The sequence below is a fragment of the Plantibacter cousiniae (nom. nud.) genome (genome assembly GCF_977070315.1).
Genome location: NZ_CDRVEU010000004.1, coordinates 221,553 through 241,837 on the forward strand (window position 1 = coordinate 221,553; position 20,285 = coordinate 241,837).

The 20,285-nt window shown below is 58.6% G+C and carries 18 protein-coding genes; 16 read left to right on the top strand and 2 right to left on the bottom strand.

Going from position 1 to position 20,285, the window contains the following annotated elements; all coding sequences use genetic code 11:
- Positions 1–85 precede the first annotated feature (85 nt).
- Positions 86–1,651, top strand: a complete 1,566-nt coding sequence (locus ACW55A_RS10970; RefSeq protein ID WP_455808179.1) for a methyl-accepting chemotaxis protein — start codon at positions 86–88, stop codon at positions 1,649–1,651.
- A gap of 748 nt (positions 1,652–2,399) precedes the next feature.
- Positions 2,400–2,924, top strand: coding sequence for a hypothetical protein (locus ACW55A_RS10975; protein WP_498811284.1), 525 nt, complete (start codon positions 2,400–2,402; stop codon positions 2,922–2,924).
- A 64-nt stretch (positions 2,925–2,988) separates the two neighbouring features.
- Here the strand turns inward: ACW55A_RS10975 and ACW55A_RS10980 are convergent, their stop codons facing one another.
- The gene (locus ACW55A_RS10980; RefSeq protein ID WP_498811283.1) at positions 2,989–4,986 is read right to left on the bottom strand and encodes an autotransporter outer membrane beta-barrel domain-containing protein; all 1,998 of its coding nucleotides are present in this window, start codon (positions 4,984–4,986) and stop codon (positions 2,989–2,991) included.
- Between the two features lie 701 nt (positions 4,987–5,687).
- Here ACW55A_RS10980 and ACW55A_RS10985 point away from each other — a divergent pair.
- The 3 genes from ACW55A_RS10985 to ACW55A_RS10995 are packed head-to-tail and all read left to right on the top strand — an operon-like array spanning position 5,688 to position 9,146.
- Positions 5,688–7,088: a hypothetical protein gene (locus ACW55A_RS10985; protein WP_498811282.1), complete on the top strand. Its 1,401-nt coding sequence runs from the start codon at positions 5,688–5,690 to the stop codon at positions 7,086–7,088.
- Between the two features lie 60 nt (positions 7,089–7,148).
- Positions 7,149–7,502 carry a hypothetical protein gene (locus ACW55A_RS10990; protein WP_498811281.1) on the top strand — a complete coding sequence of 118 codons (354 nt, stop codon included), beginning with the start codon at positions 7,149–7,151 and terminating at the stop codon, positions 7,500–7,502.
- Positions 7,503–7,553: 51 nt separating this feature from the next.
- Positions 7,554–9,146 (top strand): immunoglobulin-like domain-containing protein, encoded by a 1,593-nt coding sequence (locus ACW55A_RS10995; protein WP_060708025.1) that lies wholly within the window; start codon positions 7,554–7,556, stop codon positions 9,144–9,146.
- A gap of 318 nt (positions 9,147–9,464) precedes the next feature.
- On the opposite strand, the gene ACW55A_RS11000 is transcribed toward ACW55A_RS10995, so the two are convergent.
- Positions 9,465–10,154 (bottom strand): alpha/beta family hydrolase, encoded by a 690-nt coding sequence (locus tag ACW55A_RS11000; RefSeq protein ID WP_003436159.1) that lies wholly within the window; start codon positions 10,152–10,154, stop codon positions 9,465–9,467.
- 674 nt (positions 10,155–10,828) lie between these two features.
- On the opposite strand from ACW55A_RS11000, the gene ccoN reads away from it, so the two are divergent.
- The 11 genes from ccoN to ACW55A_RS11055 all read left to right on the top strand — a co-directional run bounded on the left by ccoN (position 10,829) and on the right by ACW55A_RS11055 (position 20,238).
- Entirely contained in the window at positions 10,829–12,271 is a 1,443-nt protein-coding gene (gene ccoN, locus ACW55A_RS11005; RefSeq protein WP_003370235.1) for a cytochrome-c oxidase, cbb3-type subunit I, read from the top strand.
- The gene (gene ccoO / locus ACW55A_RS11010) at positions 12,271–12,879 is read left to right on the top strand and encodes a cytochrome-c oxidase, cbb3-type subunit II (protein ID WP_003370233.1); all 609 of its coding nucleotides are present in this window, start codon (positions 12,271–12,273) and stop codon (positions 12,877–12,879) included. The genes ccoN and ccoO overlap by 1 nt, the downstream gene beginning before the upstream one ends.
- Positions 12,876–13,076 carry a cbb3-type cytochrome oxidase subunit 3 gene (locus ACW55A_RS11015; protein WP_499140272.1) on the top strand — a complete coding sequence of 67 codons (201 nt, stop codon included), beginning with the start codon at positions 12,876–12,878 and terminating at the stop codon, positions 13,074–13,076. The genes ccoO and ACW55A_RS11015 overlap by 4 nt, the downstream gene beginning before the upstream one ends.
- Positions 13,073–14,050, top strand: a complete 978-nt coding sequence (gene ccoP, locus ACW55A_RS11020) for a cytochrome-c oxidase, cbb3-type subunit III (RefSeq protein WP_455808183.1) — start codon at positions 13,073–13,075, stop codon at positions 14,048–14,050. Before ACW55A_RS11015 ends, ccoP begins: the two co-directional genes overlap by 4 nt.
- Positions 14,051–14,175: 125 nt before the next feature.
- Positions 14,176–14,427 carry a type II toxin-antitoxin system prevent-host-death family antitoxin gene (locus ACW55A_RS11025; RefSeq protein ID WP_003370228.1) on the top strand — a complete coding sequence of 84 codons (252 nt, stop codon included), beginning with the start codon at positions 14,176–14,178 and terminating at the stop codon, positions 14,425–14,427.
- Positions 14,427–14,879 carry a type II toxin-antitoxin system VapC family toxin gene (locus ACW55A_RS11030; RefSeq protein ID WP_498811279.1) on the top strand — a complete coding sequence of 151 codons (453 nt, stop codon included), beginning with the start codon at positions 14,427–14,429 and terminating at the stop codon, positions 14,877–14,879. Before ACW55A_RS11025 ends, ACW55A_RS11030 begins: the two co-directional genes overlap by 1 nt.
- 64 nt (positions 14,880–14,943) lie before the next feature.
- A complete protein-coding gene (ccoG, locus tag ACW55A_RS11035; protein WP_065349462.1) occupies positions 14,944–16,356 on the top strand; it encodes a cytochrome c oxidase accessory protein CcoG in 1,413 nt (470 codons plus the stop codon).
- Positions 16,357–16,366: 10 nt separating this feature from the next.
- Complete coding sequence (locus ACW55A_RS11040) at positions 16,367–16,903, top strand: FixH family protein (RefSeq protein ID WP_455808184.1); 537 nt, start codon at positions 16,367–16,369, stop codon at positions 16,901–16,903.
- 2 nt (positions 16,904–16,905) lie between these two features.
- The gene (locus ACW55A_RS11045; RefSeq protein WP_455808185.1) at positions 16,906–19,380 is read left to right on the top strand and encodes a heavy metal translocating P-type ATPase; all 2,475 of its coding nucleotides are present in this window, start codon (positions 16,906–16,908) and stop codon (positions 19,378–19,380) included.
- Entirely contained in the window at positions 19,359–19,562 is a 204-nt protein-coding gene (ccoS, locus tag ACW55A_RS11050; protein ID WP_003370219.1) for a cbb3-type cytochrome oxidase assembly protein CcoS, read from the top strand. Before ACW55A_RS11045 ends, ccoS begins: the two co-directional genes overlap by 22 nt.
- The gene (locus tag ACW55A_RS11055) at positions 19,555–20,238 is read left to right on the top strand and encodes a sulfite exporter TauE/SafE family protein (protein WP_003436137.1); all 684 of its coding nucleotides are present in this window, start codon (positions 19,555–19,557) and stop codon (positions 20,236–20,238) included. The genes ccoS and ACW55A_RS11055 overlap by 8 nt, the downstream gene beginning before the upstream one ends.
- The last annotated feature ends 47 nt before the right edge of the window (positions 20,239–20,285 follow it).

Genomic DNA, 20,285 nt, shown 5'->3' on the forward strand with positions numbered 1-20,285 from the left:
GGTCACTTGTCGCACGCCGCTCAATTTATCGACGTGCCCGCCGATAACCACGCCATAGTCTTCCGGATCGAAGGATCGAAATCCCATGCGCAACAACCAGCCCATCACTCAACATGAGCGGACATTCCCTGCCGAACAACGACTGATTTCCACCACCGACACCCGAGGCACCATCACCTACTGCAACGATGCCTTTGTCGACATCAGTGGTTACAGCGAGGCTGAATTGCTGGGTGCTGCGCATAACACCGTACGTCATCCGGACGTACCGCCTGCAGTCTTCGAGCACATGTGGACCACGCTCAAGTCCGGGCAGCCGTGGATGGGCATCGTCAAGAACCGCTGCAAGAACGGCGATCATTATTGGGTCAATGCCTACGTGACGCCGGTACTGGAAAACCGCCAGGTGGTGGGTTTCGAGTCGGTACGTATCAAGCCGACCGCCGAACAGATCCGCCGTGCCGAGGCGCTTTACACCCGCCTTAACAAGGGCAAGAGCGCCGTACCAAACCGCGACAAGTGGCTGCCGGTACTTCAGGACTGGCTGCCGTTCATTCTGGTCAGCCAACTGAGCTTCCTGATCGGCGTGTGGCTCAATTCACACTGGGGTTTTGCATTGGCTGCGGCGTTGTCGGTACCGCTCGGCCTGCTGGGGCTTTCCTGGCAGCAGCGTGGCACCAAACGCTTGTTACGCCTGGCCGAACAGACCACTTCCGACCCGTTGATCGCGCAGATGTACACTGACAGCCGTGGCCCGCAAGCGCGTCTGGAAATGTCGATCCTCAGCCAGGAAGCGCGCATGAAAACCTGCCTGACGCGTTTGCAGGACACCGCCGAACACCTGAACAGTCAGGCCCGCCAGTCCAACTCGCTGGCCAATGCCAGTTCGATCGGGCTGGAACGTCAGCGTGTGGAAACCGAGCAGGTTGCCGCCGCCATCAACCAGATGGCCGCCACCACTCAGGAAGTCGCCAATCACGTAAACCGTGCCGCTGATGCAACCCAGCAGGCCAACGAACTGACGCGTCGCGGTCGCGATATCGCCGGTGAAACCCGCGAAGCCATTCAGCGCCTGTCCACCTCGGTGGGCGAAACCGGCCTGACCGTGACCCGCCTGGCCAAGGACAGCGATGAAATCGGCGGCGTGGTCGATGTGATCAAAGGCATTGCCGACCAGACCAACCTGCTGGCGCTCAACGCCGCGATCGAAGCGGCGCGCGCCGGTGAGATGGGTCGCGGCTTTGCGGTTGTGGCAGATGAAGTGCGTCAGCTCGCGCAACGCACCGCCGAGTCCACCGGACAGATTCATGGCCTGATCGCCAAACTGCAGCAGACCGCAACCGACGCGGTTCACACCATGGACACCGGTCGCCGTCAGGCCGAAGAAGGCGTAGCCCGGGTACTGGAGGCAGATCAGGCGCTGGTGGGCATCAGCGAGGCCGTCGCCAATATCACCGACATGACCACGCAAATCGCCACCGCCACGGAAGAGCAAAGCGCCGTGGCCGAGGAAATCAATCGCAACATCGCCACCATCGCCAGCCTGGCAGACCAGACCTCTGACGAAGCGCGTCGCTCTGCCGTATTAAGTGGTGAACTGACCGACACGGCCAACTCACAGTATTCACTGGTAGAGCGGTTTAATCGCTAAGGCCTGAGACTGTATGCCAAGCCTCGACAAACTTCGGTTGGTCGGGGCTTTTTTATGAGCGTCAATAGTGTGCACTGTTAGCCCTCTCTTCAAATCTGACAGAGCTTGAGAAGCCATCTGAAGAACGTGCAGGATATTTTTTAACATCTTCAATGACAGCAATGCAGTACTTTTGCCTATTGACAGTGGACGCATACTCCGATTAATTGAAATTCAGTTGATGCGGTAGTTATTTATTACCCCTTACGCCAACATGCAGATCGTTTTCAGCAAAGCATTGCTGTTCGGTCTGGACACCCCGGCACCGTCAATACAAGTTTAAACACAGCAGCCTACATTTCCGCCCACAACCTTGACGGTCTCGCACGCTAACGCGTGCGAGACCCTAATGATAAAGTTGAGTGAATATTCCTACGCAGGAGTGGGAATTCAGCCAAAACCTACTTTTTTACCTTCTGTAAGACTTATCTGTAGTTAATGTCCTACAGGTATTTCACACACAAAAAGCCCTGAAAGAACACCCACACCAAGCCACACCCTTTATTTACAGCATCTCCAACACTAACGAGCGATAACTCACTGTGCACATGATACCAAATGTAACTGCATAACCTCACACAAGCTTGGCGTGTCTTTGATATCGGCAGACACTTGACCTGCACACTTATGTGCCTTGTAATAATTCTGTTGCCGACAACTGCCGGCACGCACATAACAACTCAACTCAATGTCAATAAAAGAGTTTACGATGGATAAAGAACAATCCACGGATGTAGCGGCGCGCACCCAAAAAGAAAAAAACAACCCCAAAAGCGCGAGTGCTGTTCAAGAAGCCCAACCTCACGAGAGTCTCTACCGACAGGCGACCCCACTCCACCTTCCATCCGATATTTCCAGTACGCTGAAAGCACCTGTGTTGCCTAACATCGATCCTGATTCCATCAGTCACGAGCAGGCACATGCGGGCATTACCATTCATATCCCCGGGTCAGTCAAAATGTGCTGGGGTGACGAAATCCATTTCTATTGGGGAAAAAACCTGTCATCGACAACGCTTTTCCATCGGGTAGGCGAAAACAGCGTGGTACGTGTGCTGTGTATTTCCTACAACTTCACGCCCTATGTTCAGTACGGCCTGGTTGACCTGTATTACGAGCTTTATCGTGATCATCGCCTGATCGGCACATCGCCAGTGTTACGGGTGAACGTCAACTACGCGGTGCCTGTCACCTCCCGACAGAAACAACGCAAACGCAGGTTTACCGATCATTAACCGAAGAGCCCCCGGTGATCATTCACCGGGGGCTCTGGTGTTACTCAGGCACTGGCCTTAAGGATCAGAATGCCAGGCGTAACCCCACATTCGCTCCCCAGGGTTGCTCGATATGCCGACCTTTCATGTAATCGAAGTCTGCGTGCAGTTTCAGACGCTCGGACAGCGACACCGATACCCCGGCGCCCAGTTCGCCGCGCGAACCGAACAGGCTGTTATCGAATTTCACATCGTTGGCTTTCACCTCGTTGCGGCGCGAAAACTCCTGTGCAACGGCGACGCGCACATAAGGCTGCAATACCCCGCCATCCTTGAGCGCGACACTGCGGCCCAGCGAGGTGCCCACCTTGCCCAATACCGATTGGGTCTGATCGTTCTTCGCTTTCATGCCGTTGTCCAGGCGCAGTTCCTGTCCCTGAACGACGACACTGGACAACTGAGCGAACGGTTCGAGAAAGTAATCGTCCGCCAGTTTGATGTGGCGGCCGAACTCTACCCAGCCCCCTACCCCGTTGTTGGTATAGTCACCCTTGGCCTTGCTTGCATCGCTCATGGCAACATCTGCCTTGTTGCGAAAGCGGTTGAGTTTGAGCACGCCGTCAACGTAGTAGCCATCGTCCGACAGCCAGGTGGCATAGGCGCCTGCATAGTAGCTGTCGACTTTACCCGTAGTACCACGGCTCAAATCGATACCGGACGTGCTGTACCCTCCCAGCACACCGACCACCAGTTGGCCGTTGCTGACCTCGACGGGCGCATCGGCCCCCAGCGACAGGCCACTTTGCTTCTGCCGATAGTCGACACCGTCACTGGTCGTGGCATTCAGCCTGTTGCCATAGGCGCGCATCCAGCCGCCCGCCCTGCCGCTAGCACGAACCTCACCCATGCGCGAACGCAGGGTAGAGAGCTCACTCATCCAGATGGCAGGTGCCGCGCTGTAAAGGGCAAGCGCGCTCTGGGTCGATGGGCTTATGACCTTGTCTTTACCGACGATGAACCAGTCATTGCCCTGTTGCTCCAGCAGATACGAATAGGCGCCGAGGTCGACACGCCCGCCCAGCAGGCTGAATTGCGCGTCGCCACCTTCGGTATGCACCACCTTGAGCGGTGCCATGTCAGCAGACACAACCTCCACCCCCGTGTTGCGCACCTGCAAGCCGAACTGTCCACTGGCCTGGCCGTTGACGTCGATGAGATCTCCGACACCGTTGTCCAGATCCACGCGCAAGCCAAACGTGCCGCCCCCTGACAACTCATTCAGCGAAAGTGTATGAAAGCCTTCGCCAGCAAACGCCACGCTGCCGCCATGCAGGGAAAGCGACCTGACGGCATTGTCGCCCTGCATCTGCCAGTGACTGCCCGAGGTAATCGCCAGACGGTTGCCATTGACGATGTTGCCGTTCAATTGTGCGTCGTTTTGCAGCGTGATGTTCAGGGTGCTGGTGTCATCGGCGACAAGGTCGCCGTTTAGGGTGCTGTTATCGACGTTGAAGTTGACAGTGCTGTGATCTTCCACCTCCAGCAGGTTGCCATTTCCGGCCCATAGCTCGGAATGGTTTTGCACAGCAATGTCGGCCTCGATGTCGAGCGCAACGCGCTGGTTTACTTTGATGGCGGCGCCGGCCAAACCCTGGACTATCGATCGGTCAATCACAGCAACGGACTTGTTTCCGACCAGTATTCCGGCTTGGGATCCATCTACCAGATGGATTCCATTCATGTCGCCTGTCACATGACTGTTATCGGCGATCAGCACATTGGCGCCAGAAACAGAAATTCCCTGGCCACTTTTGCTTTGCGACGCAAACCCGCGCACATCGGTATTGAAAATACTCAGTGCCCCCCACAACCCGACTGAAATACCGTCGCCCGATCCCGATACATCGCTTGAATGAGCCGATACCGTGGAGCCAGGGTTGATAGAGCCGAGCACTCCATGAAGAACGATGCCGCTACCTGTCGCGTTTTTCACGGTAGCGTTGGAGAGATTACCCAGCGCATCGGAAAGGCTGATACCGCTCTCAACCACGCCGGACTGAATATTGACCGTAGCGTCTCTCACGACCACCTGGTCTGCTCGCCCACCGACAATATTAAGAACACTTTGATAACTAATGTGATAAGAATCGAAAGGAGTATCAGGACCTACGGTAATGATTTCAGCCCGTCTAACGGTTTCATCTGGCAACTCTTCATCCGGCCACAATCCGGTGACTGCTGCAGTGTCTAAAGGCAGACCATTATTATCGCCCGATGCTGCTGCCGACGCCTGTACATTAGCGAGAGCGCCAAAGGCAATCACGGCAAGTTGAAACGCGCCACCCCGCGACTTAACGACGTTACTTTTTCTACTAGACACCGTCCATCTCCTCGTTTTTTTGAGAGTGGAAAGATAGCTTACTTAATTCATAAACCCTGGCCCTGCTCAATACCCAAAACGTAGGAGCCTTCCCAAAATAATATAAGAAGTTTCTTACAGCGAGCATCCAAATGGGCGCCAAGCAAAAAACTCTCAAACTAATTAAATAATCTCCACACAACCACTTGACCAGCCCACCAAAACCCTATTACGTCCAATTTTGACTGAGAACATCATTGACTCTTTCGCCAAGTACCAACCAAAAAAATCTCATTCAGAAACACGTTCGAAAAAAGTAGGAAATCCCCTACAAAATTTTAATGATAAGGCCTCTACACATGAAAAATTGCTCAAACAACTATCTCCCAACACCTGTTTCAATTTCCGGAAACAGGCATAGAAACTTGAATCTTGTATTGGCTGCACCCGATATTGCAGTCGCATTTCATGATCAGGATACGCCAGGGCTCATACCGGTCGCTGAGGCATCACAACCGTTGACGGTCGATCTCGTTGTATGGCCAGCGGCACTTCCTGGTTACACATATCAACTGCTGTTCAACAGTATCGCGACTGGCCCCCAAAAACTGATTCTGCCCTCACATGCACCAGGAGACCCCCTGCACTTGGAGATCCCGGCCGAGCTGTTGCTGGAAGGTTTCCACGATGTCGCGTACGTCGTTGTCAATCCGATCAATCAGGTAGAACAGAGATCGGAAATTTTCCGGATTCAGATCGACCGGACAGCGCCAGGCGCTCCGGAGCTTGCTGCCATACAGTTTCCAGCCGAGATCCAGAACGGTCTGACTGCCGCCGAGCTCGATCAACTGGGTGGCCAACTTGATGTGCAGATTCCCGGCTACACCGGTATGGCCAAGCATGACCGCATTCTGACCAGGTGGGGAGATATCGTAGGCCCCACTGCCGTCGTCAACGAAACCGACATGGGTCTGGACAAGGTCTCGGTCACTTTTACACGAGCGTTTCTGCAAACGTTGGGGGAGGAAGAAAAGCAGGTGTGTTACCAGGTCATCGACCGTGCAGGCAACCCTTCAATCCTCTCGAACACTGTAGCGGTGAAATTAAGGCTGAAAGATTTGCCTTCTGATTATCCGGCACCTGTCATTGATCAAGCGGTAGGCGATCTGATTGATTATCTGGAAGCTCAGGCCGGAGTATTGGTCGACATCCCCCATTATCCGGGCGCAGCGGCGCTTGATAGCATCCAGCTATTCTGGGGCACCAATAATCCCTTGCCCCCTGTCTTCGTTGCACCTGGCGACGAAAACGAAGCCGTCATACTCACGTTGAAACTGCCATTCGAGGCCATTGCCCAAGGTCCGCAAGGCGACACCGCGGTTCATTATGAAGTGTTTCGCGACGGCGAACTGACCGGCACATCGCTGGACACCCACATAGACGTTTTTACAACACTTCCCTTCCCCACCCCCTTGAACAATTTGACGATACAAGGGACGAGCGTACAAAACCCGAACACCCAGGACAACTTCATCGACGAAGACGATTACGAGTTGAACGGCAGAGGGGTGGTGGCGTGGAATACAGGGTTCGAAATCAATGATGATCTGAACCTGTACTGGGGCAATCAGGTAAAAACGCAGTGGTATCAAATACGGTCTAGCGACGTTGCAGCGGCAAGAGACTTGATTATTCCGATTGATAACGAGCTGATGAAGTTGCAAGGCACCGGCGAGGGCATTCCGGTGTACTTCACAGTCACGCGTACAGGAAACCCAAACAGTATGACGAGTCCGACTCAGCCTGTAACAGTACGGTCTCGATAAGAGCAACCCGGTGGCGAAAACGGATTGACCGGGCCCACGTTCAATCTCACGTCCAATGGAGTGCTGGGGCCCAATGAAAATCCAGACGGTGCCGATGTAAAAGTCTCACCTTATGTAAATATTGCCGAGGGCCAGAAGATCACCTTCACGTTCAAGGGTTTTGACGACTTCAATAATCCCATCGAAGCCGCTACTTATGTGACGACTCGTAAGCTCGATGAAGTGGATGTTGTGCAAGGGCATGTATTCAAGGTCCCTCAGATCAACACACTGCTTATTTGCACCGGGTTTGCGGAGGCGAGTTATACCGTCGACCCTGTCGAAGGCAGCAATCAAAGTCCGGCAAACTCCACGGTCACTCGCGTCATCGTGCATATGCTTAAACCTACCGACTTTACCTGTCTGAGTCGCTAAACCGTTGCGGGCTCACCAGGCCCGCAACTTTTACACGTAGAAGGAACGCCCATGTATAACCTTGCGACTGAAAAAAAAGAAAACGTGCTGACTTCGCCAGTCATCGCAGCCGCCTTGAACGGTGGACTATTACCCGTCGACAGTTTGAACATGCCCCTCGAAGTGCTGTTGAACGTCTGGCAAGGCGCGCGCCCCGGCTATACCTATCAGCTGTACTTCGATGGAGTGCTTATTGGTCTCAAGAAAGAGATACTGCTTTCGCAGATGCCAGGTGACGACCTCATGCTGCACATTCCATCCGAGCTGTTGACGGAAGGTCGTCACTCGGTGGCTTACGCGGTCGAAAACCCGATCAATATGGTCGTCGAGTTTTCTGCCGAGACAGTTGTAATCGTAGACCTTACCCCGCCTGGCGATCCGCTGCTGGCCCCCATCATTTTTCCCACGCAGGTACAGAACGGTCTGACCTCAGAAGAACTGCAAACCATCGGTAACGTGCTTTCAGGGACGATTGCCAGCTACAACGGCATGCAGGAGGGCGATGTTGTCCGCACCTACTGGAATGATCTGCCCGGTCCGATGGCGGTGGTGAGCAGTGATGACGTGGGTCTTAAACGAACAATGGTCGACTTCGCCAGGCCATTTCTGGAGTTGATCGGTGACATTGAGGCGCCGGTCTACTACACGATTACAGATCTGGCAGGGAATCTGTCCATGGCCTCGGAGTCGGTGGACGTGAAGCTGCAACTCGCGCAAGCAACGCCCCTGCCCACCCCAACCATAAAAGAAGCCATCGGCACCATACTCGACCCGGCCAACGCTTCATCCGGTGCAACCGTGGTGATCGACGCCACCGCCAACCTGAAAGCCGGCGATCAGGTGATCGTGCAATGGCAAGGGCCAAACGGCAGTGACACCCAAGAAAAGACCCTGTCGAGCGCAGAAGCCGGCAAGACGCTGGAGATGCTGTTTGCGTTTGCTCTGGTAACGGCAAACGCCGGGCAGACGGTGGCGATTTCTTATGTGGTCAATCGCGTCAACGGTCTGGTGCAGGTATCCGGCACGCTGGCCTTGCAGATTCTGGCGGCGCAGCCCGAGTTGCTGCTGGACACCTCGCCGGTCACGCTGGCCGGCAAGGTGTATCTGCTTCCGGGCTCGCCGGACCTGTTGCCGAACTTCCCGTCCGATACCACCCTTCTGCGTCAGGCCAGTGGCGGACAGGCACCCTATCAGTACGCTTCGAGCGACCCGCTGGTCGCGAAAGTGGACAGCAATGGCCTGACCTCGGTTCGAGGCAACGGCACAGCCACCATTACGGCGACCGATGCTTCGGGCGCGAGTAAAAGCTACCTGATCACCGTCACCGGCGTCATCCATTGCATCGGTCTGGGCAGCGGCAGCTTTTCTCAGATCAGCAAAAACGCGGGCAACAACAGCGCGAGGATTCCGACCATTCACGAACTGGTGGAGATCTATAACCTGTACGGCAATCGCTGGCCGATGGGCAACGGCAACTATTGGTCGTCGACTGTTTCAAGCGCCGGCATCGGCGGATGGAACTGGTATTACGTGAAAAACATGGTCACTGGCGGCAACTTCAAACTGAAGAGTCACAATTCCAGTCTCGGCGTAGGCATCAGATGACCGATTGCTGAACCCATTGTTCATCCGGCAGGGCGTTGCGCTAAAGGCGTAACGCCCTGTCACCGTTTTCAGGAGTTTCCCAGGGCCAGCCCATGCACCGTCCGACTCCCTCACGCCAACGCTGCGTTTAACCTGCAACCCATGAAGGCCGCTTTGCCGCGAGCATCAACTCACAGCCTTTCAGGACGTCCTCACTGACAGGTCGGCTGACGCTGAGATCGGAGCTGGAACAGGCCCCCGCTCAGTGGATATGGCAGGTCATCGCCGACGGCAAGGTGGGTAAAATGCGAACCGCCATCGGCCTGCCTTGCCGGTGACTCAGGCGCGCAGGAACCCGGCAATCTCTCTCGCGGACTCAGCCAGGCAGTGCTCATGGCTGATACCCGCGACCTTCAGGGGTTTGAGGTCGTGATTGGCAGTCGGCAACCAGTGCAGCCGAATGGCACTCGACAATGCATAGCCTTCTACGGCTTCGCGATTGCCTAGCGCGTCGCGTTCGCCCTGCACGATCAGCGTGGGTGTCTTAAGGTCGGCCAGATGCGCCACGCGTGGTTTTTCAGGCTTGCCCACGGCGTAGAACGGATACCCTAGACACACCAGCGCATCGACCTCAAGCTCATCGGCGATCAGGCTGGCCATCCGCCCGCCCATTGATTTGCCGCCGACCGCCAGACGCCCGCGGATGTGAGCACGCACACAGGCGAACACCTCTCTCCAGCACTCCAGCAATTGTGCCTGTGGATTGGGTGGACGCTTGCTGCCGCCCCGACGCCGCTGCGCCATATAAGGAAACTCGAAGCGCAGGACGCTGATACCTTGCGCCGCCAGATCAGCCGCCATGCGGTTCATGAAGTCGCTGTCCATCGGTGCACCTGCACCATGCGCCAGCAACAGGGTCGGCGCGTCCAGCGCACCCGCAAGTTGCGCGGGCGTCCACAGCCAGCCTCTTTCACTGACCAGCTGCAGCCATTGATCCTGACCGATACCGGGCTTAAAGCCGTTGCTCATGTTTGCCTCATTCAGGTGGGTCGCAAAGTAGCCCATCACTATAGCGGCGAACCGGGTCGCGAATACCGTACGAATCGCGAGCGCACGGCGCATCGAGACGCCCCGCCCCGTCGGACAGCCGCCATTCAGGTCTGCCCGGGTACTCTGTCAAAGTGCACTAGGTAAAGTACCCAGGCGATGAGCGCCCCAAACCTGACACCGCCGGGCGGTTTCATTGACGGCACTGGCCTCGCACATTGCAACAACACCGCTGAGTCGGTCACCAGAGTCATATGCCTGCTCAGGCCGATTTGCTGGGCAATGACAGGTGTTACTGCCGACTGAACATACGTGACAGTCTTTGCGCGGGTCCTGATCAACTCGTCTGTACGCGAAGGTCGCCACCGCTGTGTTCCAGTCCAGCGGCGATGCGTGAACTCCGCACCCTGCAACGGGGTGCGGAATACTCGCTGACGCATTGCGCAGCATCTTTTCGTACAGAACCTGCGACTTCCCACACCCCCTGTTTCAACGCTAAACTCGTGACACGCGTCTGCCGCAGCCCTTTGACGCTCATTGATGTGCCTGTCTGTTCCTGCCCCTGCCTCTTCGGTGTGCTTCGATGCGATTGCCAGCGCTGCATCGCCCTGGCCCGATTACGTCTGCGGTAACCCTCTGAATCGTGGAAGTCTGCAATGAGCACAACAATCAGTCCTACAACCTACAACTACACCGTGGTGCGCCAGTTTGCCATCATGGCTGTGGTCTGGGGTGTGGTCGGCATGAGCCTGGGCGTGTTCATTGCTTCGCAACTGGTCTGGCCAGGGCTGAACCTGGAACTTGAATGGACCACCTTCGGACGCCTGCGCCCGCTGCACACCAATCTGGTGATCTTTGCCTTCGGCGGCTGCGCGCTGTTCGCCACCTCTTATTACGTGGTGCAACGCACTTGCCAGACGCGGCTGATTTCCGATGGTCTGGCGGCCTTCACCTTCTGGGGCTGGCAGGCCGTGATCGTCGGCGCCATCGTGACCCTGCCGATGGGCTACACCACCACCAAGGAATATGCCGAGCTCGAATGGCCGGTGGCGATTCTGCTGGCCATCGTCTGGGCCGCCTACGCTGCAGTGTTTTTCGGCACCATCGTCAAACGCCGCACCCGGCATATCTACGTCGCCAACTGGTTCTACGGCGCGTTCATCGTGGTGACCGGCATGCTGCACATCGTCAACCATATCTCGTTGCCGGTCAGCCTGTTCAAATCCTATTCGGCCTACGCTGGCGCGACCGACGCCATGATCCAGTGGTGGTACGGACACAATGCCGTCGGTTTTTTCCTGACCACCGGTTTTCTCGGCATGATGTATTACTTCGTGCCCAAGCAGGCCGAGCGCCCGGTCTACTCCTATCGTTTATCCATCGTGCATTTCTGGGCATTGATCACCCTGTATATCTGGGCCGGTCCGCACCATCTGCACTACACCGCGCTGCCGGACTGGGCGCAGTCGCTGGGCATGGTCATGTCGATCATTCTGCTGGTGCCCAGCTGGGGCGGGATGATCAACGGCATGATGACGCTGTCGGGCGCGTGGCATAAGTTGCGGACCGATTCGATACTGCGCTTTCTGGTGGTCTCGCTGGCGTTCTATGGCATGTCGACCTTCGAAGGCCCGATGATGGCAATCAAGACCGTCAACTCGCTTTCACACTACACGGACTGGACCATCGGCCATGTCCACGCCGGGGCGCTGGGCTGGGTCGCGATGATTACCATCGGGTCGATCTACCACATGATTCCGAAACTCTATGCCCGACCGCATATGTACAGCGTCAGCCTGATCAACACGCACTTCTGGCTCGCGACCGTCGGCACCGTGCTTTACATCACCTCGATGTGGGTCAATGGCATCACCCAGGGCCTGATGTGGCGCGCGGTGAACGACGATGGCACGTTGACCTATTCCTTCATCGAAACCATGCAGGCCAGCCACCTGGGCTATATCGTGCGGGCCATCGGCGGCGCGATTTTCACCAGCGGTATGTTGCTGATGGCCTACAACGTCGTGCGTACGATACGTGCCTCGGACCCGCAGGCGGCCGAAGCGGCCACCCGCATCGCAGTCGCGGGGGCGCATTGATGAAGCATGATGCGCTGGAAAAAAACATCGGCCTGCTGGCCTTCTTCATGGTGATTGCTGTGAGCATCGGCGGACTGACGCAGATCGTCCCGCTGTTTTTTCAGGACGTGACCAACCAGCCTATCGAGGGCATGAAGCCACGCAGCGCGCTTGAGGTGGAAGGCCGTGATGTATTCATCGCCAACGGCTGCGTCGGTTGCCACTCGCAGATGATCCGACCGCTGCGCGCCGAAACCGAGCGCTACGGGCATTACTCGGTGGCAGGCGAAAGCGTCTGGGATCATCCTTTCCTGTGGGGCTCCAAACGCACCGGGCCGGACCTGGCACGGATCGGCGGTCGTTACTCGGACGAGTGGCACCGTGTACACCTGAACAACCCGCGCGACCTGGTCCCGACCTCGATCATGCCGGCTTATCCGTTTCTGGCCGAGAAGACCATCGACAGCACGCAGACTGCGAAAAAGCTGCAGGTGCTGCGTACCCTCGGCACCCCTTACACCGACACGGATATCGCCGGTGCGGCGGCTGCGGTACAGGGCAAGACCGAAATGGACGCGCTGGTGGCCTATCTGCAAGGCCTCGGCACGCTCATCAAGAGCAAACGGTGAACATGATGGACATCGGAATGATTCGAGGCCTTGGCACACTGGTCGTGATGGTGGCGTTCATCGGCCTGATGCTGTGGGTGTTCAGCCCTGCCCGCAAGGCAGACTTCGACGACGCGACACTGCTGCCTTTTGCGGATGATCCCGAGGCCATCGGCAAGGTCGAGCGCGCCAGAGCTGAACGGGAAGACCAACCATGAGTACGTTCTGGAGCCTGTACGTCGCGGTCCTGACCCTGGGCACCATCATCGCCATGCTCTGGCTGCTGCTGTCCACGCGCAAAGGTCAGCCCGACGAACCGACAGATGAAACCGTCGGCCATACGTTCGACGGTATCGAGGAATACGACAACCCATTGCCCAGATGGTGGTTCTACCTGTTTCTGGCGACCATCGTCTTTGCGCTGGGCTATCTGCTCCTGTACCCGGGACTGGGCAACTGGCAGGGTTTGCTGCCGGGTTATGAATACCGGGACCAAGACAGCAAGACGCAATTCGCCGACGGCCAGCAAGGCTGGACCAGTGTCCACGAATGGGAGCGGGAAGTGGCAAACGCCGAAGCCCGTTACGGGCCGCTGTTTGCCAAGTACGCCGCCATGCCCGTCGAGAAAGTGGCCAAAGATCCGCAGGCGTTGAAAATCGGTGCACGCCTGTTTGCCTCCAACTGCTCGGTCTGCCACGGCTCCGACGCGAAAGGTGCCTACGGCTTCCCCAACCTGACCGATGCCGACTGGCGTTGGGGCGGCGATGCCCAGGCGATCAAGACCTCCATCCTCGCCGGGCGTATGGGCGTGATGCCGGCTCTGGGCAGCGCGCTCGGCGAACAGGGTGTTCGCGATGTGGCGGCCTACGTGCTGACGCAGCTGGACGCCCGCCCGCTACCGGAGGATGCGAAAGCTGACCCGGTGGCCGGACAAAAGACCTTCGCCAGCCTGTGCGTTGCCTGTCATGGGTCAGAGGGCAAGGGAATGCCGATTCTCGGCGCGCCGGACCTGACCCACCCCAGTGCGTTTATCTACGGTTCCAGCTTCGCTCAGTTGCAGCAGACCATTCGTGATGGCCGCCAGGGCCAGATGCCTGCTCAGCAAGCACTGCAAGGCAATGACCGCGTTCACATTCTGGCTGCCTATGTTTACAGCCTGTCCCGCCAGGAGCAGCCACCTGAATCCAGATGACAGAGCTCCGGTCAGCCTGTGAACGTAGCATTCCGAAAGAACAAATTCTTTGTAGTTACATCTCTACATGACTAGACTCGTTCACGACCACGACACTCTGTCTACTCATTCTGGAAGTCGCGCACATGCCCACTACCCTCTCCAGCCGTGAATTCAATCAGGACACCAGCGGGGCCAAGAAAGCGGCTAACGAAGGTCCGGTGTTCATTACCGACCGCGGCCGCCCGGCCCATGTGTTGCTTTGCATCGAGGATTACCTGAAGCTGACCGGCAGTGCGGCAAGCATCGCCGACATGCTGATAATGCCCACTGACATCGATATCGAGTTCGAGCCTCAGCGCGCCGTGATCACGCCCCGACAGGTTGATCTGTCCTGATGTTCCTGCTCGACACCAACGTGGTTTCAGAGCTCAGAAAGCGTACTGCAGACGCTAATGTGCTGCGCTGGTCGCGAACGCAGATGGCCTCCAGCCTGTTCATCTCGTCCATCACGATTCTTGAGCTCGAAACAGGTATCCTGCGTATCGAACGCCGCGACCCGGCACAGGGCGCAGCATTGCGAATGTGGCTTGAGCAGCATGTAATGGAGGCGTTCGCCGGACGTATCCTGACAGTCGACACTCAGGTCGCAAGGCGCTGCGCGCAATTGCACGTTCCCGACCCGCGCAGCGAAAGCGATGCGCTGATCGCCGCCACTGCGCTGGTGCATGGCATGACCGTGGTCACACGCAACACAATGGACTTTCAGTCGTGCGGGGTCGCGCTGCTCAATCCCTGGGTCAGCCAGTTGAATGAAGAAGCGGCCGTTTATTCACGTGCATCACGTTGAACGCGGGTGTGAACCTGCCAGACCTTTATAGGCCGGGGCCAGGCCACCGCCGCTGGACTCATCGATGACCAAGCAGATTCCAGTACACGACATCACCCCGGCATCCGAAATAAACGGCGAATTCACCGACCTCTACGCTTCGCGCGAGAAAATCCAGACCCGCGCGTTCAAGGGTCTGTTTCGAAATGTGCGGATGCTCGGCGGCGCCCTGTTGCTGCTTATCTTCTTCGGCACGGTCTGGCTGAATCGAAGCGGGCATCAGGCGGTCTGGTGGAACCTGCCGGAACGCAAGTTCTACATCTTCGGCGCGACGTTCTGGCCACAGGATTTCATCCTCTTGTCCGGCATTCTGATCGTTGCAGCGTTCGGGCTGTTCTTCATCACCGTTTATGCCGGCCGGGTCTGGTGTGGCTATACCTGCCCGCAGAGTGTCTGGACCTGGATCTTCATGTGGTGCGAGAAAGTCACTGAAGGCGACCGCAACCAGCGCATCAGGCTCGACCATGCCCCGGTGAGTGCCGGCAAACTGCTGCGCAAGTTCGCCAAGCACAGCCTGTGGCTGCTGATCGGGCTTGCCACCGGCATGACCTTCGTCGGGTATTTCTCACCCATCCGCGCGCTGTGCGTGGATCTGTTCACGGGCCAGGCGGATGGCTGGGCCTATTTCTGGGTCGGTTTCTTTACCCTGGCCACTTACCTGAATGCCGGCTGGTTGCGCGAACAGGTATGCATTTACATGTGCCCCTATGCGCGATTCCAGAGCGTGATGTTCGACAAGGACACGCTGATTATCTCCTACGACCAGAATCGTGGCGAAGCCCGAGGCCCGCGCAAGAAGGAGGCTGATCCTCAGGCACTGGGGCTGGGTGACTGCATCGACTGCACGATGTGCGTGCAGGTCTGCCCGACCGGCATCGACATTCGTGACGGCCTGCAGGTGGAGTGCATCAGCTGTGCGGCGTGCGTCGATGCCTGCGATACGGTCATGGACAAGATGGACTACCCTCGCGGCCTGATTCGCTACACCACCGAACACAATCTGTCCGGGCAACGCACCCGCACTCTGCGCCCACGTCTGGTCGGTTATGCGCTGGTCCTGCTGCTGATGATTGCGCTGCTGACGGCTGCTTTCTGCATGCGCACGCTGGTGGGTCTGGAGGTCAGCAAGGACCGCATGCTGTTCCGGGAAAACGCCGAAGGCCGGATCGAAAACGTCTACAGCCTGAAAGTGATGAACAAGGATCAGGTGGACCACACCTATGTGCTGCAGGCCAGCGGCCTGCCCGACCTGAGACTGCAGGGCCGTCGGGAAATCAGTGTCCCGGCAGGCGAAATCGTCAGCCTGCCGGTGGAGCTGTCCAGTGCGCCGGAAAAACTGCCGTCGCACAGCAACGAGGTAACCTTTACCCTCAAGGACATCGACAGCGATACTCAGGTCGAGACCCAAAGCCGCTTCCTCGGCCCACCCATTCGTTAAGAGCACCGTCATGCCCGCTGCGACTGCTGCAAGCCCCTGGTACCGGCACCTCTGGCCATGGATCATCATCGCCATCCTCACCGGTTCGGTGACCTTGAGCCTGTCGATGGTGTTCATCGCCGTGACCCACCTGGATCCGCTGGTCACCGATAACTATTACGAGGCCGGCAAAGGCATCAATCGCTCGTTGAATCGCGAAGTGCTCGCCCAGACCCTCAAACTGCACGCGCGCCTGCACCTGGATGAGCTGACCGGAGAAGTCGGGCTGCACCTGAGCGGCAACAGCAACCCGGAGCGTCTGGAACTCAACCTCATTTCGCCCACGCGCCCTGCCAGTGATCGCCGGGTGTTCCTGACCCGCAGCCCGTCGGAACCGGGCCGTTACATCGGTCAGTTGCAGGACAAGGTCGATGGTCGGCGTTTTGTGGAACTGCTGGGTGTCGAAGGCGAGCAGACCTGGCGCCTCTTCGAGGAGGAACAGATCGGCACTGACGACGTGACCCTGGGTGACGAGCCCCTGCAAGCCGCGCAACGCCGGAAAGACTGAGCGTGGCCAAGCCCTCCTCTCCTGCTCCGCTGCACTGCTACCACTGCGGCTTACCGGTTCCAGCGGGCAGCCATTTCAACGCGGTAGTGCTCGGTGCCACCCGACAACTGTGCTGCCCCGGTTGTCAGGCAGTGACCGAGGCCATCGTCGCCAGCGGTCTGGACGACTATTACCGCCACCGCAGTGAAACCTCGGCCAACCCGGAAAGCCTGCCCAGCCAATTGTTCGAGGAACTGGTGCTCTACGACCGCCCCGACGTACAGGCGCCCTTCGTGCGCCACGACGGCGACCTTTCAGAAGCCACCCTGCTTGTCGAAGGCATCAGTTGCGCGGCCTGCGGCTGGCTGATCGAGCAACGCTTGGGGCGGCTGCCAGCAGTGGCCGAAGCGCGCCTGAATCTGTCCACTCATCGCCTGCTGGTGCGCTGGCACCCCGACCAGCTTGCGCTCAGCCAATTGCTGAGCGAGCTGCACGCGATTGGCTATGTCGCCCATCCATGGCAGGCCGACCGTGCAGCCGAACGCCTGGCGCGTGACAATCGTCTGGCGTTGCGACAACTGGGCGTAGCAGGCCTGCTGTGGTTTCAGGCCATGATGGCCACCATGGCCACCTGGCCGGAATTCAATATCGACCTCAGCCCGCAGATGCACACCATTCTGCGCTGGGTGGCGCTGTTTCTGACCACGCCGATCGTCTTCTACAGTTGCGCGCCATTCTTTCGCGGTGCCTTGCGCGACCTGCGCAGCCGCCACCTGACAATGGATGTCTCGGTGTCGCTGGCAATAGGCGCGGCCTACGCCGCGGGGATCTGGACCGCCGTCACCGGCGCTGGCGAGCTGTATTTCGATGCAGTCGGCATGTTTGCACTGTTCCTGCTGGCAGGACGTTACCTGGAACGCCGCGCCCGCGAGCGCACGGCAGCGGCCACGGCCCAACTGGTCAACGTGCTGCCCGCCTCATGCCTGCGCCTCAGCGACGAGGGCCAGAGCCAGCGCATCATGCTCAGCGAACTGCACTTGGCCGATCGGGTGCTGGTACAGCCCGGTGCAGTGATACCGGCCGATGGCAAAATCCTCGAGGGTCGCTCCAGTATCGATGAATCGCTGTTGACCGGCGAATACTTGCCACAGATGCGCAGAGTGGGCGATGCGGTCACCGCAGGAACGCTGAATGTCGAAAGTCCGCTGACCGTTGCCGTGACGGCGCTGGGCCACGAAACCCGTCTTTCGGCTATTGTCCGGCTGCTCGAACGCGCGCAGGCAGAAAAGCCCCGACTCGCGCAGATTGCCGACCGGGCGGCACAGACCTTTCTGCTGTTTTCGCTGATCGCGGCCGCACTGATCGGGGTGATCTGGTGGCAGCTGGACGCATCGCGCGCATTCTGGATCGTCCTGGCCATGCTCGTCGCCACCTGCCCCTGCGCACTCTCGTTGGCGACACCGACCGCCTTGACTGCGGCGACCGGCACGCTGCACACACTCGGCCTGCTGCTGACCCGGGGTCATGTGCTCGAAGGCCTCAAGCAGATCGACACGGTCATCTTCGACAAGACCGGCACTCTGACCGAAGGACGCCTGACGTTGCGCAGCATTCACCCATTGCGCGAGCTGGACGCCAATCGCTGCCTGGAACTGGCGGCGGCCCTGGAAAACCGCTCCGAGCACCCCATCGCCCGCGCGTTCGGTCGAGCACCAAAGGCTGCCGAAGAGGTGCTCATCACACCGGGATTGGGGCTGGAAGGTCGTGTTGACGGGCATCTGCTGCGCATCGGCGAGGCGGCATTCGTCTGCGCGCTGAGCGGTGCTGAAACACCCTTGCCAACCGGGCGTTGCGGCCAATGGCTGTTGCTGGGCGATGCGCAGGGCCCGCTCGCATGGCTGGTGCTGGACGACCGACTGCGCGAGGATGCCGACATTCTGTTACAGGCATGCCGGTCGCGAGGCTGGAAAACGCTGCTGTTGTCAGGCGACAGCTCACCGATGGTTGACAGCGTCGCGCAAGCGCTGGGCATCGACGAGGCGCGTGGCGGTATGCGCCCGGACGATAAGCTGGAGGTGCTGCGCCGGCTTCAGGCTCAGGGGCGCAAGGTGCTGATGATCGGTGACGGGGTGAACGACGTACCGGTCATGGCAGCAGCCGACATCAGTGTGGCGATGGGCTCGGCCACCGACCTCGCCAAAACCAGCGCTGACGCGGTGCTGCTGTGCAACCGCCTCCCGGTGCTGATCGACGCGCTGAATCTGGCCCGACGCACGCGTAGCGTCATTATCGAAAACCTGCTCTGGGCCGGTCTGTACAATGGCCTCATGCTGCCCTTCGCGGCCCTGGGCTGGATCACTCCGGTGTGGGCGGCGATCGGCATGTCGATCAGTTCACTGACGGTAGTGCTCAACGCCTTGCGCCTGACCCGCCTGCCGCGTCGTGCCCCTGCCCCCCAATCTGCACCGGAGGTTTCATGCCCGCGCTTTACATCATGATCCCTGCCGCTCTGCTGCTGGTGGGCGTGGCGATCTACGTGTTCTTCTGGGCAGTGGACAGCGGTCAGTACGACGACATGGAAGGTCCGGCACACAGCATCTTGTTCGATGACACGCCGCCTGTGGAGCATGTCCCGCCTGAGTCTCCGCAGTCGGGCCCGGACGAGAAACGCGATGTTTGAACTCGCCTCGATGCTGTTCTCGGCGTTCATTCTCGGGCTGCTGGGCGGTGGTCACTGCCTGGGCATGTGCGGTGGCCTGATGGGCGCCCTGACGCTGGCCATCCCCAAGGAACAGCGCAGTCGCCGGTTTCGTTTGCTGCTGGCCTACAACCTGGGGCGCATTCTCAGTTACGCCGCAGCTGGCCTGTGTTCCGGACTGGTCGGCTGGGCGGTGGCACAAAGTCCGCTGGCGACGGGCTTGCGCATCGTCGCTGCCGTATTGCTGATCATGATGGGGCTGTACCTGGCCGGCTGGTGGAGCGGGCTCACTTATATAGAGCGTCTCGGCCGAGGCCTGTGGCGCTATTTGCAACCCTTGGCCAGTCGCCTGTTGCCGGTGTCCAGTGTGCCGCGCGCCGTGGTGCTCGGTGCGCTGTGGGGCTGGCTGCCTTGCGGGCTGGTCTACAGCGCCCTGCTGTGGGCCGCCAGTCAGGGCAACCCTCTCGACAGCGCGCTGCTGATGCTGGCCTTCGGGCTGGGCACCTGGCCGGTTCTGCTGGCCACCGGTCTGGCAGCCGAGCGCACCACGGTCTTGTTGCGCAAGCGTGGTGTGCGCATGGCGGGAGGTTTGCTGGTGATGGTCTTCGGTATCTGGACCTTGCCAGGCCCCCACCAGCACTGGCTGATGGGGCACTGACGCCGGCAACTCTTGCCACTTGATCCACATCAACGCCGCCCCCCGGC

Coding starts and splice junctions, on each gene's coding strand:
- ccoP (WP_455808183.1), top strand. CDS start 13,073: ATGAGTACGTTCTGGAGCCTGTACGTCGCGGTCCTGACCCTGGGCACC.
- ACW55A_RS10970 (WP_455808179.1), top strand. CDS start 86: ATGCGCAACAACCAGCCCATCACTCAACATGAGCGGACATTCCCTGCC.
- ACW55A_RS10995 (WP_060708025.1), top strand. CDS start 7,554: ATGTATAACCTTGCGACTGAAAAAAAAGAAAACGTGCTGACTTCGCCA.
- ACW55A_RS11000 (WP_003436159.1), bottom strand. CDS start 10,154: ATGAGCAACGGCTTTAAGCCCGGTATCGGTCAGGATCAATGGCTGCAG.
- ACW55A_RS10975 (WP_498811284.1), top strand. CDS start 2,400: ATGGATAAAGAACAATCCACGGATGTAGCGGCGCGCACCCAAAAAGAA.
- ACW55A_RS11030 (WP_498811279.1), top strand. CDS start 14,427: ATGTTCCTGCTCGACACCAACGTGGTTTCAGAGCTCAGAAAGCGTACT.
- ACW55A_RS11040 (WP_455808184.1), top strand. CDS start 16,367: ATGCCCGCTGCGACTGCTGCAAGCCCCTGGTACCGGCACCTCTGGCCA.
- ccoO (WP_003370233.1), top strand. CDS start 12,271: ATGAAGCATGATGCGCTGGAAAAAAACATCGGCCTGCTGGCCTTCTTC.
- ACW55A_RS11025 (WP_003370228.1), top strand. CDS start 14,176: ATGCCCACTACCCTCTCCAGCCGTGAATTCAATCAGGACACCAGCGGG.
- ccoS (WP_003370219.1), top strand. CDS start 19,359: ATGCCCGCGCTTTACATCATGATCCCTGCCGCTCTGCTGCTGGTGGGC.
- ccoG (WP_065349462.1), top strand. CDS start 14,944: ATGACCAAGCAGATTCCAGTACACGACATCACCCCGGCATCCGAAATA.
- ccoN (WP_003370235.1), top strand. CDS start 10,829: ATGAGCACAACAATCAGTCCTACAACCTACAACTACACCGTGGTGCGC.
- ACW55A_RS11055 (WP_003436137.1), top strand. CDS start 19,555: ATGTTTGAACTCGCCTCGATGCTGTTCTCGGCGTTCATTCTCGGGCTG.